Origin of the sequence: Methylomonas sp. MED-D (assembly GCF_050276835.1) — a bacterium.
Taxonomy (GTDB): domain Bacteria; phylum Pseudomonadota; class Gammaproteobacteria; order Methylococcales; family Methylomonadaceae; genus Methylomonas; species Methylomonas koyamae_A.
On record NZ_CP189965.1, the window covers coordinates 2,671,605 to 2,690,968 of the forward strand.

The 19,364-nt window shown below is 58.8% G+C and carries 12 protein-coding genes; 4 read left to right on the plus strand and 8 right to left on the minus strand.

The genetic code is table 11. The features are described from left to right. Complete coding sequence (locus tag ACQE3E_RS11850) at window positions 1-861, plus strand: tetratricopeptide repeat protein (RefSeq protein ID WP_083385773.1); 861 nt, start codon at window positions 1-3, stop codon at window positions 859-861. A gap of 465 nt (window positions 862-1,326) precedes the next feature. Here the strand turns inward: ACQE3E_RS11850 and ACQE3E_RS11855 are convergent, their stop codons facing one another. From ACQE3E_RS11855 to ACQE3E_RS11890, 8 genes are all read right to left on the minus strand, one after another. Next, a complete protein-coding gene (locus ACQE3E_RS11855; RefSeq protein ID WP_313727823.1) occupies window positions 1,327-3,459 on the minus strand; it encodes an ABC transporter ATP-binding protein in 2,133 nt (710 codons plus the stop codon). Next, window positions 3,456-6,500, minus strand: coding sequence for an ATP-binding cassette domain-containing protein (locus ACQE3E_RS11860; RefSeq protein ID WP_427500565.1), 3,045 nt, complete (start codon window positions 6,498-6,500; stop codon window positions 3,456-3,458). The genes ACQE3E_RS11855 and ACQE3E_RS11860 overlap by 4 nt, the downstream gene beginning before the upstream one ends. Beyond that, entirely contained in the window at window positions 6,497-7,690 is a 1,194-nt protein-coding gene (locus tag ACQE3E_RS11865; protein ID WP_313727821.1) for an HlyD family secretion protein, read from the minus strand. The genes ACQE3E_RS11860 and ACQE3E_RS11865 overlap by 4 nt, the downstream gene beginning before the upstream one ends. Before the next feature lie 340 nt (window positions 7,691-8,030). Then, window positions 8,031-8,492 carry a septal ring lytic transglycosylase RlpA family protein gene (locus tag ACQE3E_RS11870; RefSeq protein ID WP_313727820.1) on the minus strand — a complete coding sequence of 154 codons (462 nt, stop codon included), beginning with the start codon at window positions 8,490-8,492 and terminating at the stop codon, window positions 8,031-8,033. 232 nt (window positions 8,493-8,724) lie between these two features. After that, entirely contained in the window at window positions 8,725-9,123 is a 399-nt protein-coding gene (locus ACQE3E_RS11875) for a glycine zipper family protein (RefSeq protein WP_396641977.1), read from the minus strand. Beyond that, complete coding sequence (locus ACQE3E_RS11880; RefSeq protein WP_427500566.1) at window positions 9,120-9,491, minus strand: hypothetical protein; 372 nt, start codon at window positions 9,489-9,491, stop codon at window positions 9,120-9,122. Before ACQE3E_RS11880 ends, ACQE3E_RS11875 begins: the two co-directional genes overlap by 4 nt. Window positions 9,492-9,609: 118 nt before the next feature. Further along, on the minus strand, window positions 9,610-9,966 hold the full coding sequence (locus tag ACQE3E_RS11885) for a hypothetical protein (protein WP_313727819.1): 357 nt from the start codon (window positions 9,964-9,966) through the stop codon (window positions 9,610-9,612). Between the two features lie 26 nt (window positions 9,967-9,992). Then, window positions 9,993-10,580, minus strand: coding sequence for a TIGR00730 family Rossman fold protein (locus tag ACQE3E_RS11890; RefSeq protein ID WP_168030793.1), 588 nt, complete (start codon window positions 10,578-10,580; stop codon window positions 9,993-9,995). 216 nt (window positions 10,581-10,796) lie between these two features. Here ACQE3E_RS11890 and ACQE3E_RS11895 point away from each other — a divergent pair, with 216 nt between their 5' ends. The 3 genes from ACQE3E_RS11895 (at window position 10,797) to ACQE3E_RS11905 (ending at window position 19,363) form a co-directional block, all read left to right on the plus strand. Continuing rightward, complete coding sequence (locus ACQE3E_RS11895) at window positions 10,797-15,680, plus strand: PAS domain S-box protein (protein ID WP_313727818.1); 4,884 nt, start codon at window positions 10,797-10,799, stop codon at window positions 15,678-15,680. Window positions 15,681-15,978: 298 nt separating this feature from the next. Continuing rightward, a complete protein-coding gene (locus ACQE3E_RS11900) occupies window positions 15,979-17,091 on the plus strand; it encodes a substrate-binding domain-containing protein (protein ID WP_313727817.1) in 1,113 nt (370 codons plus the stop codon). Window positions 17,092-17,098: 7 nt separating this feature from the next. Further along, complete coding sequence (locus tag ACQE3E_RS11905) at window positions 17,099-19,363, plus strand: ATP-binding protein (protein WP_313727816.1); 2,265 nt, start codon at window positions 17,099-17,101, stop codon at window positions 19,361-19,363. Window position 19,364: the final 1 nt, after the last annotated feature.

Consider the following 19,364-nt stretch of genomic DNA (forward strand, 5'->3'; position numbering starts at 1 on the left):
ATGTGCAATAATTTATGTAAGATAGCATTTGCAATGCTTTTTATGTTTCTTACAATCAACATAGCTGTAGCTGATGATTTTGATAAAGCTGCTGAGGCGTTATCCCGCAATGATTTTGATACAGCACTTCGATTATGGCGACCATTAGCGGAAAAAGGTGAAAAACGAGCTCAGAGTAAATTAGGTACTATGTATAGCAAAGGATTAGGTGTTGATCAGGATTTTAAAGAAGCGATAAAATGGTATCGTTTAGCAGTCGATCAAGGTTATGCTGACGCACAGTATAATCTTGGCTATTTGTATTTAAAAGGCAAAGGAGTCAGCCAAGATTACAAAGAGGCCGTAGAATTATTTCTAGCAGCAGCTAACCAAAATCACCAGGCGGCGCAATACAACATAGGTCGTTTATTATTAGAGGCTCAAAGAGAGGAAGAAGCCGAAAAATGGTTTCGTTTGGCGGCAACTCAAGGGTTTAAAGAGGCACAAAATGACCTTGGAAATCTTTTTTTCAACGGAGAAGGTATTAAAAAAGATTACAAAGAAGCAGCCAATTGGTATCAATTGGCTGCTGAGCAAGGGGATGCATCATCTCAACATGCACTAGGCTATATGTATAACGAAGGACTTGGAGTAACTAAAAATCCTTTAGAAGCTGAAAAATGGTTTCAATTAGCTGAAAAACAAGGGTTAAATTATTCGCGAACGCCATTCCCGGCTCCTAATACTCCAGGTTTGGTTTTAACTGCAGAAAAAAGACCCGTTCTTCATATTGATAAAAGTAGTTTGAATTCACAATCGGAAGCTGGTTTTGATGATAAGGATACAGCCGTCAAACATGATGGCAATCCTGTTAAATATTGATCTTTTCTTTACTCATCACCCGGAAAATACCCATGACTCAATTCAAGGCACTCATTTCAATCATAGTGTTAATGAATATTGTTTTGTCAGGTTGTCAAACCTCTTAGCAAAAAAACCAACCTATCGCTGATACACCCGATCCTGATATTGTAGGACCGTAGGGTGGATAAGCAAAGCGCCATCCACCTATTTAAAATTCTTCTATTTCATGGTGGATGACGCTCCGCTTATCCACCCTACAATTTTCATTATTTGAATGGCCGCTTTAAATTTCAAACCGGCATTCAAGATTAAATGCATCAATTTCCGCTTTGGGTCGATTCCGGTATTTCACCACTTCGATGAACGGTCGCTAAACATTGGCGCGATCTTATCGGAATCGATGGCTTGGTTTGCGTCGGAACCGATGGCGGTTTTTCAAGAGGTGGGTTGGCGTTGCCATTGATAAACACGAGCTCGCCGCGCTCAAGGATGAGCGATGACCAACAAGGTGTCGGCTCTGGCGAGCGCGCAACTCAAGCATTGTTCCATCGTCTCCGGATCGAGTGCCGCGAAACTCTCGTCCAATACCGTCAATGCGGTGTTCCGCAGCAACGCGCGCGCCAGGAAAATCCGGCTCCGTTCGCCGTGGGAAAGTTGCCAACCGGTTTCGCCGACCCGCTGATGAATACCGGACGGCATGCGCTGCAACAAGGGTTCCAGCCCCAACGCGACACACAATTCCTCGGCCTCCAGAAGATCCGGCTTGTCGGCCGGCCAATGACGGCCCATCAGTAGGTTGAAAGCCAACGTGCCGGTCAGGATGTGGTTCTCGTGAAATTGCGGCGCCTCGCCGGCCAGCTTGTGCCAGTTATCACCCAAGGTATATCGGTCCAAGCCGTTCAGTAGCAACAATCCGGACTCCGGTTGGCGTAATCCGACCAGCAAGGCCGCCAACGTCGATTTTCCACCGCCGGAAGGACCTTCGAGCAAGCAGCGTTCGCCGCGCCGAATCGTCAGATCGACACCGCGTAAGACCGGCTCGCCGCCCGATCTATACCGATAGCTCAAATCGCTGGCATCTACCAGTTTGCCAGACCCGGCGATGCCGACTTCGCCGCGCAAATCGGCGGCCGCCAAAAACGGCTGGCTGGGCGGCGCTCGATAGGCAGCATGAAACAAAACCGCCACCTGTTGCCAGGCAATAAAGGCCCTGGCAAGCACCGCCAAGCCGGTTGCGACGTTCGAGAAAGCCCGGCCGGCCAATAAAATGCCGCCCAAACTGATCGCCAAACCGATCGATGCGGTTTCGCCGCTGACGAAAGCCGGCGACAGACCCAGCAAGGCCAGCACCAGCCAGCCCCTTGCCAGCGAGCCGATCAGCGGTATTAGCGCGGCGTCGGTTTCGCTGGCGCTAAGCAAATAGTCGTTGAGCAGGCTGTCATCGTCGGCATCGCGGCGTTCGGGTGATTCCTGGGCCAGACAGGTACGATGACCGACCATGCGCTCGACCAACTGCTCGGTCATGGTCATCCGCTGAACGGTGGTGTGTTTCAGCCGGCGCAGATAGCGTCCGGTCAGCCACAAGGCCAAAACCGTCCAGCCGGCCAGCATCAACAAGTGGCCGAAGCGTGCGACGCCGGCGCTCAAGATCCATGCGGCGAACAGCCACTCGACCAGGCCGATCAACGTCGAAAATCCGCCGTTCAGCGACAAGGACTCCAAGGCCTGCGATTCCATGACCCTTCCCAGCAATTGTCCGCTACCCTGCTGTTTGACAGCTTCCAGCTCCAAACGCAACGCACCGGCCAGCATGCGCTTCTTCAGCAAGATTCCAACGTCCAATGCAAAGCCGGCGTCGAGCCAGCCGCTGATCCAATGCAGCGGAATTAGCGAGAACACCGCCAAACCCCAAGCCGACAGCCAACCGAAATCCAGCCGACCGTTCAACGCCGCTGCGCCAATCAAACGCCAGCCGGCAATTTCCAGCGCATAGACCACCGCTAGCGCGACCAGCAAGCCCAATGCCCGTCTCGGCAAACCCGATTCGGCCAATTGGCCGCGCAGATTGGCCGTCGCCGGCTGACGCAACAACCAGCAGTTTTCAATCTTTTGGGTTGCCAGGCGCTGGTCCAGTAGCAATGCCTTTACAGCCTTCCGCCGTCGTTCCGGCACGTCGGCCAAGGCCAGCAAGCCTTCGATTTCCGCTTGCAACGGCGCTTCGAAATCCGCGCACAACGCATTGCGCAAACCGGCAACCGAGCACGTCGACCATTGTAAATCCGGCCCCAACATTTGCAGACCGCCAAAGCGCGAGCGCAATAAAAACAGGCAGCGCGCTTCCCCGGCAATATCGATTTGTAAGATAGCCGGCCCGATGTCGCGCAACCACTCAGCGACCTGGGGAACGAAAGTCTCGATCGGTTCGGCTTCCAAACCCAAGCGTTCGCCGGCCCACTCGATCCAAGTTCCGAGCTCGGCCCGGTGCTGCGGAGGTGAAGTAGCGGTGAGCGGATTCCGAGGGCCGGTAGTCAGTAAGTTGGCACCGCGCGCGAGTTGTTCGATACCCTCCCCCAATCGGGCGAGCGGCCAACTCAGCGCGGCAATTGTCGAACTCACGCCGAGCTCCCAGCCCGATCGCTCGACAAGCGCCGGTTAGCTATCGCCAAACGCCGCCAATGCTTGCCTTGCCAAAGCCGATCGCGCAGACGGCGTTCGCTGTTCAACATCTCGCGATACCGGCTGTCTCTGCCGGCCAGGACCCTTGGCGCGGCGTCCTCGACGATGGCACCGTTTTCGACGACCAACACCCGCTCGAAACTCAGGGTTTCCTCGACATCGTGCGTCACGCACAACAGCGTCGCGGCGCGCCACCATTGTCGGGCTTCAAGCAGTAGTTGACGACGCTGAGCGCGGTCCATGCCGCGAAAAGGCTCGTCCAGCAAGGCCAGCCGCACCTGGGTTTGCATCAACGCTCTGGCTAGCCGGACACGCTGGCCTTCGCCGCCGGACAACAATGCGCCGCTTTCGCCCAAGTGAGCCTGCAAGCCGGCCGGCAAGTTTTGCAACACCGGGCGCAAGGTCGCCGCGTCGATGGCCTCGCCTATCCGGCCGAATCCGCCATGCTGGACACCGAAAGTGAGGTTTTCCAAAAACGAACGGTTCCAAAGCTGCACGGCCGGGTCCAGCCAGGCGGTTTGCCGGCGCAACGCGGCAAGATACTTGCCGCTCAACGGCTTGCCGTCGACCAACAACCTGCCCGCCGCCAAGCGGTGCCAGCCCAACAACAAACCGACCAAACTGGACTTGCCTGCGCCGGAAGGACCGACTATCGCGATATGCTCGCCGGGAGCGATGCTTAAATCGACGTTCAGCAAGATATCGTGGCCTGCGGCAACTAGGTGGCCTTCGCTGATGCGGATGGCGGACGGCCGCGTAAAGCCGCCTAGCCGATGCGCCCTCTTTTTATCGGGGCCCCGCTGGCTCGTTCCAGGCAGTTTGGCCCCGAATCTGGCGGAAGAAGGCCGGGAAGCGCCCGCCGCCCGCCGCGCCGCACCGTTTCGCCGCATCGCTAGCCGGCCAACAGCGTTTCTGAAATCTCCGTCAGGCGTACACGAATCGTTACCAATAAGCGCGCCGTCCGCCAAGCCGAAGGGCCAACCCAGGACCGAGTCGAAGCGCGTGCCCTGAGCGGAGCCGAAGTGCTCGCCCTGAGCGGAGCCGAAGGGGCTGCCCCCGCCGCTGTCGCTGCCGCCAATAACCTCACTCGCCGACCGCGGCCGCGAGCCGACCACGGCATCGCGGGTATCGAACGACGGCGACACTTCCGGATCATCCGCTTCTTCCGGCGTGGCCAACGGTTCCAGCAAACGCAACAGGCTATTGCGCTGGGCCGGATATTGATGCGCCAGCGTCGTCAATTTTTGACCCAGCGCCGGCAATTTCAAAGCCCAATATACCAACAACAGGTCAGAACCGGTGACGCTGCCGGTCCGAATAAAATGTTGGCACAGCATCACACCGATCGCGCTCAAACTGGCCGCTCCCTGCACCGCTTCTATCGTCAACGCCGAACGAATTAAACCGCGACAGGCGAGCGCCCAATCCACCAACAGTCCTTCATGTTCGCGGCGCACCGCCGGTTCGGCTCGGTGAGTGCGTATAGGCACCAAGCCCAGCAAGGCGTCGAGATAAAAGCCGATCATTGCGCCGGTGTGATTGCGCACCCGTAAATCGCGCTCGTTTAACCAGGCTTGACCAAATAAAGGCACTGCCACCGCCAACCCCGCGGCGAGCGCCGCCCAAGCGAATCCGGCGCGATCCAGCAATAGAATGCCGATCAACGTCAAGCATAAGTCGCACAGGGTTTGCATGAATTGAATCGCCAAGCCCGGAATCTGTCGGGTTAGCGCAATGGCGTGGCTGCGTTCGGCCATGTCGGACACCGGCCGACTTTGAAAATAACGATCGGGTAAACGCGGCAGTTTACGCAGCAATGCCATACGCAGTTGAATTTCCAGATGCCGGCCATAACGTAGTGTTTCCATCGCAATCGGCACTTCGATCGACAACAGCAACGTGACAAAGGCCAATAAGCTACATAACGCCCCCAGACGTTGTTCGGCAGCTTTCAGTTCCCAGGCAATATCGAACACGCCCCGGAACAACAAGGTCTCCAGCAGTACCGCGGCCACCGCCACGCTCAAGGCCCCCAGCAAGGCTAGCGGCGACAACAAGCCGTCGGCTTTCAACAAGTCGAAAACAGTTCGTTCCGGATTCACGGGGCGCTGGTTCAGCGCGGTTGTCAACTCGGCTTCCAGCGCATCTTGCACCGGCGGATCGGCTTCCAACGCGGGTTGCCGACCTCGGATTTGCAACAACACCGCGCCGTGCAGCAGCAATAGGGCTTCGTCGGTCCCCGCATCGTACGGCGCCACCGACCAATACGCCGCCGGAACGGTACGGTTTAAATCCTGGCTGGAAACCGCGCCGAGCACGGTCCTCAGCAAGCGAACCGCCACCGCGCCGGCACCGATACCGCCGACGGATTGCAGTGTGGACACCAACCGCAAACCGGCGTCCAATTTGGCGAAACCTAACCAATCGGGGTCTTGTTCCGCCTGGTCTATGATCGCATCGACCACTGCCCTTCCGGCCCCAAGCGCGGCCAGGCGCTGTCTGAGTGGATTCACAAACTCCGTGGAGGCGGCCCAAGCCCGCCAGTTGTCCGCCGAAACCGGCAGTTTATGCTGCAATATCTCCTCGGCGAATGACTTGCAACGCAGCCAGCGCCGGCCCACCGCCGGGTCCATCACTTGCAGCCAATCGCCGTGCCGGCGCCAAACGACGACAAAGTGCGTCGATCCGTCGGCCCGGTGCGCCACGACCATCGCCGGCAGGACGGCGGCATCGGACAAAAACACATGATCGACCGGCACCATCACTTGCTCTGCTTGCAGGCCCAAGCGATTGGCGACCAGTTCCAACATGTCGATCGAAGTGCCGTCCACATTAGTTTGGCAGGCTTCCCGCAAGCGCCCGTAACTGACCGGAATTCGAAACCCTTCGAGCAGGGATTTCAGTGCCGCCGGCCCGCAATCCATCGCCGAGGTTTGCACCACCTCTGGCACCAGCCAACACCGCTCGCCGAACCAGCTCATGACTCTGGCGCACCGGCGGACGAACGCGGTTGGCGAATGCCGTCGTCAAACAATTGTCCGGCCTTGCGCAATACCAGTAGCGCCGGGCTGAGTTGTTCGATGACGACTTCGATGGAGCCCGGCAGACCGTGTTGCAACACGATGGCCGAGTTCGCCGCCTGCTCGGGCGCGAATTCGACCCGCACTCGGTTGTCGCGAATCTCCGAAGCAACGGTGCTCACTTTCGCCGCCAGCGTACCGAATTGCGCCCACGGAAATCCGTCCAGCCGCATCGTGGCGGCTTGGCCGGGCTTAATTCGCCCGATTACCGCCGCCGGCGGAAAATCGGCGACGATACGCAGTTCGCTGTGCGGCACCACCGAACCCAGCTTGTCGCCGATCGCCACATAGCCGCCGACTTGCAACGGCGCGATATCGCCGATTTGCCCGGCGGCCGGCGCGCGGATCCGATGTTTTTCGATCTCTTCGCGTAAGCGGTCTATCGTGATGCGGCAGGTTGCCTGTTCGCCGCTCAATTTAGCGGCATCCTGTTTTAACTCTTCGATTTCGGCCAGTTTTTGGTGGGAATGGGTTTGCGCATCCATTTGCAGGCGTTGAATGTCGGCGGACAGCGCGGAGCGGGCGGAACTGAGTTTTTGCACTTCGGTGCCGGCCCGGAGTGTATCGATCAAAGCGCCCTTGCCGGCTCCCTTCAACTCGCTCAAGCGCCGCTCGTAATCCTTGGCGAACGACACCGCCGCGTTGGCCTCGCGCTGCCGGGAGCGAGCGCTGTCGATAGCCGCCAACGCCGCTTGCTGGTCGTCCAGCCTGGACTGCTCCAATGCAGCGATTTGCTTATGCAACGCCTCTATTTGCGGCGGCAAGGCCGTCAATCTCGCCTGTTCTTCTTGCAAACGCAAGGTTTCACTGACCGTGTCCAATGTTGCCAACACCTGACCGGCCTCGACTTGCTGACCTAACGAAAAGTCGATCGAGACGATTTTGCCGGCGACCGGTGCAGCGATCGGATGTACCGAGCGATTGACCTCAAGACGGGCTTGCGAGCTGATCTCGTAAATTGTCAACCGCGCCATGCAAAACCAAAACAGCCAAGCCACCAGCAAAACGCCTGCCAGCGACCAGACGAGAATGGCATGCCGCGCGGAATCGCGCGCCAGGGAGCGGGTGGTGCGAGAGAAACGGGTAGGCAAACGAATTCTCCGGTAACGGTCGTTGAATGCCTGGAGATTTCGAACGTTTTGCCGGCCCGACGCAATGAACTAATTCACAGCGGGGCAGGATTTGCTTGTGGTGTCGGTAAGGTTCTGTGCCGGCCGCGACCGCCGACGCCGTTCCCCCGGTTATTAAAGGTCCGCCGCTGCCGCGAGCTTACGGATCGACTGAGCGGAAACTAGGAGTGCCGAGTTGGCGTTTATTACTAGGGAGTCGCTACCGAAGCGTTTCAAAGTCTCGGAAGACTAGCGTTTCTCTGGACGATTTTGCGGAGCATGCGGTAGCGCGCTGGCCCAAAACGATACACCAACGCCGAGCCTATCCGCCCAAATACTCGATAGTGACCTCAGCGGTACCGCGCATGCCGATTCGCTCGGCCGCCGCCTTGGACAAATCGATCAAACGATCTTCCGCAAACGGCCCCCGATCGGTGATCACCACGTCAACCTGGCGACCGTTACGCAGATTAGTAACTCTAACCTTGCAGGGTATCGGCAAGGTCTTGTGCGCGGCCATCAAGCCGCGCGGATCGAAGCGTATCCCGCTCGCGGTCCGCGGGCCGGATTCAGCGCCGTACCAGGACGCCCTGCCCTGTTCCTTATAACCCACCGCGCTTTGCAACGGTACATAGGTTTTACCCTTAACCCGATAGGGCCGGTTGTAGCGGGCACCACTACCGGCCGGCCTGTTCGCGCTATCATCGCTTTCGTCCAAATCGGGCAATAGCGAACAACCGGCGAACGCCAGTACCGTTAAGGCCAATACGCAGCGTCGCAACATCAGGCCGGGCCGAGTTAGCCGCTTGGTTATAGACCTAGCGAGATTCGCACGGTGAAATCCCGCGCGGCCAATCCTTAAACCGATGTCTGCGCGGGATTGCAGGCGCGAAGAATAATTGTCGAGAGCTTCGACGCCAGCTACACGATGTTTGAGCATACTAATTTAGTCAATGGCGATTCGCGGAAACTCAACACTTCCGGACCAAACAGAATGCGTAAACTGGCAACGTTGGTTAGTTGACAACAGTGTGTCCGCGCTGCCGCAAACAACTGTTGTAAGCATTTTTGAAGCGGTCTTCGGATTGGATGCCTTGCTTGGCGCCGCCGCCGATACCGCCCGCCGCCGCGCCTATCGCCGCTCCGGTACCCGGATTTCCGATAATCGCACCCAAGGCCGCGCCGCCCGCGGCGCCGATTAATCCACCGACGCCAGCGCCGATCGCGGCTTCCTTGGCGGTACCGCCAGAGGCTTGTTCGGCAAGTTGCCGGCATTCCTGCATGTCTTGATTCAGACGATAGCTGTTCCGGTCGTTATAGGTATCGACGGTCGGGGTCCATCCGGTTTGGGTAGCGCAGCCGGACGCGCCGAGCGCGACGATGATCAAGCACGAAAACGAACGTAATGTCATCATCTGTTCATCCCATTGCCCAGCCAGGAACCCGCCGCCGCGCCAATCCCGGCGGCCAGCGGATCGCCGCCGCCCATTCCGTATCCCAACGCACTGCCGATCATGCCGCCGACCAAGCCGGATGGGTTGCGTTGATCGTAATATCCGTAGCGCACCGGTGGAGGTGGCGGAGCGTAATAAACCGGAGGCGCCGGTACATATTGCACGACAGGCGCCGGCACATATACTCGTTCCACCGGATACGCCGGAAAATAGTCGCGCTGATAATGATGGTGGTGATGGCGGTGGTGATGCTCACCCCAACCGTCGTCGGCGCTGACGGTCGACGAAAACGCGATACCCAATATTGCTAAGCTTGTTAATCTGAACATTGCACTCCCTCTTTGGATAATTATTCAGTTGCGGAAAATTCTAAAGACGGGGGCTTAAAGCAAAATTAAGGCGGGATTATGAAACGATTAAGACGGCGAAACCGAGCTCCGCTCGGGACTAACGATCCTCCTCGGGAACGGCTGGTGCTTGCCAGCTTCCGCGCTCGCGGGCATCCATGACGGTTTTCCAGCCATCGGCAACATCTTGCCGGGTCAAACCGAAGCGTTCCAATATCGAATCCAACATACCGGGTGTCTCCAAACCGGGCAAGCCCGGTAATGTCGGAGCAGCCGCCTTGGCTTTCGGCGCGATAATCACATTCCCGGCTATCGGCAGTTTGTCGGCATTCCGGCAACGCGCCGCGTCGTCGGTATACAACATTTTACCGTCAACCAGACATTTAACCGGCGGCGCGGCGGATGCCGCGACGGCGATCAGGCTCAAGACCGGCGTTAAAAACCTACTTATCCGCATACGTCCTCCCACCGGCAATAAGCGCGTCAGGTCTCGTCATTCGCCAGCCACTGCTTGGTCGGTGGGGCTTGATACGCGGCATAGCGCGTCAACAGCGTTTCGGGATCGCCGGCGACCATCAACAACTCGCGTTGCTCGGGCTTGACGAATTGTTCGGCGCGAACATGATCCAGAAACCCGAGCAGACCGTCGTAATAACCGGCAACGTTCAATAAACCGCAAGGTTTGCGGTGAAAACCCAATTGCGCCCAGGTCCAGATTTCGAACAATTCCTCCAAGGTACCGATACCGCCCGGTAACGCGACAAAGCCGTCGGCCAATTCCGCCATCCGGGTCTTGCGTTCATGCATCGACGCGGTCACGTAAAGCTCAGTCAAGCCGGCGTGCGCGACTTCCTTATGAGCCAGTGCCTTGGGAATCACGCCGACCGCTTCGCCGCCCAGCGCCAGGACCCGATCCGCCACCGCTCCCATGATGCCGATGCCGGCGCCACCGTAAATCAAGCGAATGCCCCGCCGCACCATCGCCTCGGCCAGCGCGTTGGCCGAGGCGGTATAGACCGGTAAGCGGCCCGGACTGGAACCGCAATAGACACAAAGACTGCGAAAGGACATCGTGACCCCAAGTGATCGGCAACGGTGCTTGAAAGTGTAGTGCAAAGTCGCTCGCTCGCCGGCGCCAGAGCGCCGGCTAAATGGGATCGAACGATACACGCCGTTCCCTTATTTGTGGTAAAACCGGTCCAAGGCAAAGGCCTCGGCGACTCGACGCGAATCCGCCCGCGAATGGCCCCGGCTGGCGTGGACCGGGGCAACACTATCCTAATAATAATGAGCGTAACCCGCAGCCTATTTATCCGTTTGATCTGGGGCATCATCCTGATCGATATCCTCGCCGTTTCGGTGACCGCCCTAGCCTTGCGCCACGGCTATACCGCCTATCGGCAGCGCGCCGAAGTGGCCACCGATAACCTGGCCAGCGTCATCGCCCAAACGATCGAAAGCACGATCGACCAAGTCGATTTGGGTTTGCAATTGGCGGCCGAGCGGATAGAACAGCAGCTTGCCACCGGCCATCCAGATTCGGCGGCCTTGTCGGCGCACATGGCGTGGCTGCAGACCAAGCTGCCATGGGTCATCGGACTGCGGGCCACCGACGCGCGCGGCACGGTGGTGTTTGGCACCGACGTCCCCAAGCAATCGCCTCCGAGCATGGCCGATCGCCGATATTTCACCGAGCTGCGCGATCGCCCCGAGTTGGGTCTGTTTATCAATCAACCGGTCATGTCGCGGATCAACCGGACCTGGGTGATCAATTTCGCGCGCCGTTTGCGGTTGCCGAACGGCGATTTTGCCGGCGTGGTCTTCGCCAATATTTCGCTGGACAATTTTGGCAAGATGCTGGGCCGGGTCGATGTCGGCCCACACGGCGCGATCAATTTGCGCGACGCCGAGTTACGCTTGATTGCACGCTTGCCGTTTTCCGGCGACATTGCCAGCCTGATCGGTCAGCAAGACATTTCCAAGGAATTTAAACACCAACTTGCCAAGGATTCCAGGCAAGGCACTTTTTACAGTCCGCACAGTTTCGACGGGACGGCCCGGATCGTGTCGTTTCGACGAGTCGACGTCTATCCACTCTACGTCAGCGTCGGCCTCGCCGAGATCGATTATTTGGCGGAATGGCGCAAGCAAGTCTGGCAAATCGCCGGCTTGTTGTTTTTGTTCATCGCAATTTCCTGGATCGGTGCCTGGTTAATCATCCGGGCATGGCGCCAACAACAACGCATCATCGAACGTCTGGCCGCCGAAGAAGAAAAATTCCATATCGTTGCCGATTATCCCTACGACTGGGAATATTGGCTCAGCGAGAACGGCACGTTGAACTATATGTCGCCCTCTTGCAAACGGATTACCGGCTACCCGCCGGAACACTTCCTCGAGAATCCGGATCGATTGCACGACGTCGTGCATGCCGATGACCGCGATAACTATCACCTGCATCGCCACGACGCCGGACACGCCAGACCGGCCGAGCTGGATTTCCGCATCGTGCGCCGGGACGGAGAAATCCGCTGGATTTCGCACTGTTGCCAAGCGGCGTTCAGCCGCGACGGCCGTTACATCGGTCACCGGGTGTCTAACCGCGACATCACCGATCGACGCTTATTCGAACATGAGATCAATCGCTTGGCCCAAGCCGCCGACCAAAATCCGGTCGGCATTCTAATCACCGAGCGCGGCGGCACAGCCGTCTACACCAACGCCGCCTACACCCGCATCACCGGCTATCGATTCGGCGAAATCTACGGCAAAAGCCACCGCGAACTGATCGCCTCCGAGATGACCGAAGCCGAATTCGCCGATAGTTTGAAGACGGTCAAGGCCGGCCGGCTTTGGCAGGCCGAACTGCGCAACCGCCACAAAAACGGCGAATTGCGTTGGGAACAGATCATTGCCTCGCCGATCTTCGACAGCGAATTCAAGGTCGGCAACTTTCTCTATCTGCGCACCGATATTTCCGAGCAAAAAACCCTCCGCCAGCAACTGCAACTACTGAACGACGCGATGGATCAAGTCGGCGAAACCGTGTTCTTGATGGCCGAAAACGCCGCCGACTTTTTGTACGTCAACCAAAGCGCCACCAGCGTGCTGGGTTACAGCCGCGAAGAGATGCTAGGCCACGTCACGGTATTCGACATCGATCCGGACTGGTCGCCGACCAGACTGACCGAATTTTGGCCGCGATTGCGCAACGAACGCCGAATTCGTTTCGAGACCAGCCATCTGACCAAGGACGGCCGAACCATCCCGGTCGAAATTACCGCCAATTTCGTCGAATACGCCGGCCAGGCCTACAATTTGGCGATCTGCCGCGACATCAGCGAACGCCAGCGTAACGAAGATGAATTGCGGCGCTTGAATCGGGAGCTGCAAGCAATCGGCAGTTGCAATCAAATCTTGCTGCGCGCGGACACCGAACAAACCCTGCTCGACGAAGTGTGCCGGATCGTCTGCGAACAGGCCGGTTACCGAATGGCTTGGGTCGGGTTTTTGATGCGCGACGCCGAGCAAACAGTCCAACCGGTGGCTTGGGCCGGTGCTGAACTTGGCTATTTGCGCAACGCCAAATTGTCCTGGGGCGATAACGAACGAGGACAAGGGCCTTGCGGTCTAGCCGTTCGCTCCGGACAAGTGGTGTATATAGAGGACATTGCCGGCGATCCGCTGATGGCGACTTGGCGGCAAGCGTGTTTGCGTCGCGATTACCGGTCCTGCATCGCGTTGCCGCTGAAGGACACCGGTAATGTCGTCTTCGGGATCGTGTTGATTTATGCCGATCGGGTGGGCAGTATCACCTCGGCCGAAATACGTCTGTTAGGCGAATTGGCCAACGATTTGGCGTTCGGGATCAGCGTGCTGCGGGCCAGGTCGGAACGTCAACAGATCGAATCCAAATTGCACGATTCCGAAGAGCGCCTGAGGCTGACGCTGGAAGCGACTCAAATCGGCATTTGGGATTGGGATATCGAGAACGACCTCTGGTACGCTTCGCCCGCCTATTTCACGATGCTGGGTTATCAGCCCGAGACCGGTCCCGGCGATCGCCAGGAATGGATAGCGCGGCTACACCCCGACGATCGCGCCCGAGTCCTCGGTAAAATCGAAAGCGTGCTGATCGACGGCTTCCTGGAATATCAATACGAAGCCCGCCTCCGTCATGCCGACGGTCAATACCGTTGGCAGCAAGTGCGCGGTTTCGGAATACGCCGAGATAGTCACGGCAAGGTCACCCGTGTGCTCGGCACGCGGATGGACATACACGAACGCAAACTGGCCGAACAGGCCATGCGCGAAAGCGAAGCCAAATACCGGCGCATTGTCGATACCGCCACCGAAGGCATCTGGGTGGTGGGCCCGGACGGCCTGACCAACTTCGTCAACGGCCGGATGGCGGAACTGGTCGGTTACCGGGCCGAAGAACTGAACGGCCGGCCGATGAGCGATTTCATGCCGGCCGAAGACGCCGACGATCACTTAGAAAAACTTCGCCGCCGGCGCGCCGGTATCACCGAGAACTACGAGCGGCGTTTCCTGACGCGGCGGGGCCAGTTCATTTGGGCGCAAGTGTCGGCGGCCCCAATTTTCGACGACGACGGCGTATTCCAAGGTTCGTTGGCAATGGTCACCGACATTAGCGAGCGTAAGCGTAACGAGGAAGAACTGCGGCGCTATAAAGACCATCTCGAAGACACGGTTCTGCAACGCACCGCCGAGTTGTTGGAAGCCCGCGATGCCGCCGAAGCCGCGAATAAAGCCAAAAGCGTGTTTCTGGCGAATATGAGCCACGAGCTGCGCACGCCGCTCAACGCGATCCTGGGCTTTTCCGGACTGATGCGTACCGACGCGCAATTGACCGACAATCAACGGGATAACCTGGACATCATCAACCGCAGCGGCGCGCATTTATTGAACTTGATCAACGATGTGTTGGAAATGGCCAAAATCGAGGCAGGCCACTTGCAAGTCGAAATAGCCCCGTTCGATTTAGGCGGCTTGGTTCGCGATGTGACCGAACTGATGCAAGTTCGCGCCGAGGAAAAAGGTCTGCGCCTGACGCTGGATCAATCGTCGGAATTTCCGCGTTACATCAAGAGCGACGAATCGCGCTTGCGGCAAATCCTGATCAACTTGATCAATAACGCCATCAAATTCACCGAACAAGGCGGCGTCACGGTGAGGCTAGGGGTTAAGGAAAACGCCCGCCACCATCTGATCATCGAGGTGGAAGACTCCGGGGCCGGCATCGCGCCGCAAGATCGCCAGCGCCTATTCGAACCCTTCGTCCAGCTCGCCGACAGCCGCTTGCCGCAGAGCGGCACGGGCCTCGGCTTGGCGATCACCCGCCAATTCGTCGAAATGCTGCACGGCCGGATCGAGGTCGACAGCCAACCCGGCAAAGGTTCGCTATTTCGGATCGAATTACCGGTCGAGTTGTCGGATACCGTCGACATACCCAGCCAACACGCCGACAAGCTCGGACCGATCGTCGGCTTAGAGCCAGGGCAGCCGCGCTACCGCATCCTAATCGTCGAAGACCAACCGGAAAACCAGTCCTTGCTCAGTCGCTTGATGCACACCCTGGATTTGCCGGTCAAAATAGCCGAAAACGGCAAGCAAGGCGTCGAGCTATTCGAAACCTGGCAGCCGGATTTGATCTGGATGGATAGACGCATGCCGGAAATGGACGGTATCGAGGCGACGCTACGCATCCGCCGCTTACCGGGCGGCGATAAAGTGAAAATCGTGGCCGTGACCGCCTCGGCCTTCAAGGAACAACAGCGGGAAATGCTGGACGCCGGCATGGACGACTTCATCCGCAAGCCCTACCGGTTCGAGGAAATTTACGACTGCCTAGCCAGGCAATTGGGGGTGAAATACGTTTACCTCGGCGCGCCACCGCGAAACACGCCAATCGACAACGAACCCGACCTCGAACGCTTGGCGGCGCTGCCGGCACCGCTAAGATTCAATCTGCGCGCGGCCGTGGAAAGCCTGGATGCCGCGCGCATCGCCGCCGCGATCGGCGAAATCGCCGAAGTTGCTCCCGACTTGGCGCAAACTCTGAGCCGATGCGCCGACTATTTCGAGTATCCGACGATATTGACCGCGCTGGATCGCTGCACGGCCTTAATCCGGGCGCCAAACAGCTAGCCGAGTGGCTTTCCCTAACATTCCGGTATTGAAACAACCCGTGACCGATAAATGTGTCGGATCGCCGCGATGCTCAAACCGGCGCGTCGCGCCATCACCGCTGCGGCGCGATGGCGCAAAGGCTACAATTGCAGCCGAGTCCAAGTTGTCGCAAAGCGGACAGGTACCCCATAACGCTAAACCGTCGCCACCAGGACCGCTGAAGCCAACGCCGACCCTAGTCCGCCGCGACCGGCCGGCGGCGGCGATTTCAGTATTAACCCGAAATGGGCAACGCCCAGACGGAGGATATTTAACAATGTTTGCGCCAAGCTTACGATGGGTCGGTGCCTGGGTTTTGGGGCTGACCTGCGCCTGCCTGCCCTGCACGCCGTCAATAGCCGACGACAAGCCTGCAACGACTGAAGCGGAATCAGCATCGAACGCCTCGTCGTTCGACACCGCATGGGGCGGCGCCCGGAACGGCCCGCCGGCGCGCATCGGGGCGCGGGTGGCGATCGTCTGCGAAGACTTGCGCAATGGCGGGGTACTCGGCGTCACCCGGGGCATCCGCGAGGCGGCGGGCGAAATCGGCTGGCAAACGAAAATATTCGACGCGGGCGGCAACCCGGCCGGACGCGACCGGGCCTTGACCGCCGCCAACGCGCAGCAGCCGGACGGCGTGATCGTGGTCGGCACCGACGCCCGCGCTATCGGCGCCGGACTGGCGCCATTCGCCGAGCGCGGTATCCCGGTGGTCGGCTGGCACGTCGATCTCAAGGCCGGCGCGCTGGATAAAGGCCCTATCGCGATAAACGTGTCCAGCGACCCGCTGGAAGTTGCCCGCGTGACCGCCGCAGCCGCCGTTTCGGACGCGCGCGGCGCCGGTGTGGTGATCGTCACCGACAGCAACTTCGACATTGCCCTAGCCAAGGCCGAAGCAATGGCCATCGTTGTGCGACGTTGCGCGGAATGCAAGTTGCTGGAAATCCGGGACATCGCGATTTCCACGGCGGCCGAAACGATGCCGAAAATCACCCGCGAATGGTTGGCGCGCCACGGCACCGGCCTGACTCACCTATTGGCGATCAACGATATTTATTTCGACTACGCGGTGCCGGAACTCACCCAATCCGGTCGGTCCAGTGCCAGTATCGCCTTGCTGTCGGCCGGCGACGGCAGCCCCGCCGCCTTTCTGCGTATCCGCGCCGGCGCCTTTCAAACCGCCACCGCCGCCGAGCCGCTGAATCTGCAAGGCTGGCAGCTAATCGACGAATTGAACCGGCTACTGTCCGGCCAAGCGGTCACCGGCTACGTGGTTCCGGTACATCTGGTCACGGCCGCGAATATCGCGTCGGAAGGCGCGCCCGACCTGCTGTATGATCCGAACAATGGTTACCGGGAAATTTTCCGGCACATTTGGAAACCTTGAAACCGACATGAGCCTGTCACGCCGTTATCTGCCCCGTACGCTACGCCGGCAATTTCTGTTCACATTGGCCGCGCTGGCGGCCTTAATTCTGGCCGGCGGCCTGACCGCGGTCCATGCCTTGCGCGGCTCGGCGAACACCGTCGCCTGGCTGGCGGAGGAACGCTTGGAAAGCCTGCGGCAAGCGCAACAGATGGTCGACCAGACCTTGCAGATCGAACGCGCCTCCTACCAATTGGCAAGGACCGGCGCACTCGCCCCAATGCGGGCGAGTTACGCCGATATTGCCAAGCGCATGGAAATCTTCGATGTGTTGGTGGACAAACTGGCCGCCGGCGGCGAAGACGCCGCGTTGCTGGATTTGCGGCAAGCCAGTCAATTGTTTCGCAATACCGCGAATGTCGTCGCGCAGTTGCGGGAAAGCGCCGTGCGCGAATCCCTGGCGCCCCAAGACGCAGCCGACAGCGCCGCCCGCCATCGCGTGGAACAGGAATTCGACGAGGAGCTCCGCCGCCAGGCCACCGCGATGGTAGACGCCGCCCGGACCTTGAACGATCAATACACCGAAGCCTACCGGAACAGCGTGAGGGAGCTGTGGCAAACCGCCCGCGACAAGGAACATTGGGTGGAAATCCTGCTGGCCGGCAGCTTGCTGCTGGCCTGGATGATCGCCCAAGTTTTCGTCGGCCGGCACGTGCTGGCGCGTCTGCAACACATTAGTCGCCAATTACGCGAAGACAATCCCGACAACGCGACCGGGAGTACGCCGCGATCCGACCTCGACGAAATCGATGAGATGGCCCAGGCCGTGGCGCAATTTCGCGAGGATAGGCGACAACTGGCGCTACGCACCGAGGAATTGGCGCGCGCCCGCGACGCGGCCGAATCGGCCAACAAAGCCAAGAGCGCGTTTCTCGCCAATATGAGCCACGAACTGCGTACGCCCTTGAGCGCGATTTTGGGCTTTTCCAGCATGTTGCGCGACGATCCCGAACTGAGCGAAAGCCAGTTGGAAAGTCTGGACATCATTAATCGTAGCGGCGAGCACCTGCTGGATTTGATCAACGATGTGCTGGAAATCGCCAAGATCGAGGCTGGTCAACTTAAATTGACGGTCGCGCCGTTCGACCTCGGCGGCCTGGTCAGAGACGTGACCGACATGATGCAAGCACGGGCGTCAGCCAAAGGTTTACGGCTCGGCGTGGATCAATCTTCCGAGTTTCCCCGTTTCATCAAGGCCGACCAAGCTCGGCTCCGCCAGATATTGGTGAATCTGATCGGCAACGCGCTGAAGTTCACCCCAGCAGGCGGTGTGACGGTAAGGCTGGCGACGCTGGAAAACCACCGCCAGCACTTGCTGATGACGGTCGAAGACACCGGACCCGGCATTGCCCCGGAGGATCAACAACGCTTGTTCGAACCGTTCGTGCAGTTGGCGGATAACGGCGATCAAAAAGGCACCGGACTTGGCTTGGCCATTACCCGACAATTCGTCGAATTGATGGGAGGCCGAATCTCGGTGACCAGCACGCCCGGCAAGGGCTCGCTATTTTCCGTCGACGTGCCGGTCGAACTAGTGGCGGATGAGGCATTTCCGGTAAGCATTACCCCCAGATCGGGGTCGGCGATCCGCCTGGCGCCTGGCCAACCGACTTATCGAATCTTGATCGCCGACGACCAAATCGAAAACCAGATTCTACTCCGGCAATTGATGAACCGTCTTGGCCTGGAAACCCGAATTGCGGGCAACGGCCAACAGTGTTTGGATCTCTGTCGGGACTGGCAACCCGATCTGATTTGGATGGATAGACGGATGCCGGTGCTGGACGGCGTCGAGGCGACCCGGCAAATCCGCCGCCTACCAGGCGGCAACCGGATCAAGATTATCGCCGTTACCGCTTCCGCCTTCCGGGAAGAACAGCAGGAAATGCTCGACGCCGGCATGGACGACTTCATTCCCAAGCCTTATCGCTTCCAGGAAATTTACGATTGCTTGGCCAGGCATTTGGGTGTCGATTTCGTTGACGACCGTTTATCGAATATGGTTGAACCTCCCGCCAACGCTCCGATCGAGGACTCGCTGGCCGACTTGCCGGCGCCGTTGCGCCTATCGCTGCGGCAGGCACTGGAGAGCCTGGACGCTGCCCAAATAGCGGCGGCGATAAGTCAAATCGGCGTCGGACACGCCGCGCTGGCGGAGCGGCTGGCCGCATTGGCGGTGAATTTCGACTATCCGGGCATTTTGAAACTCCTGGAAACCGCGGACCTCGACTAAC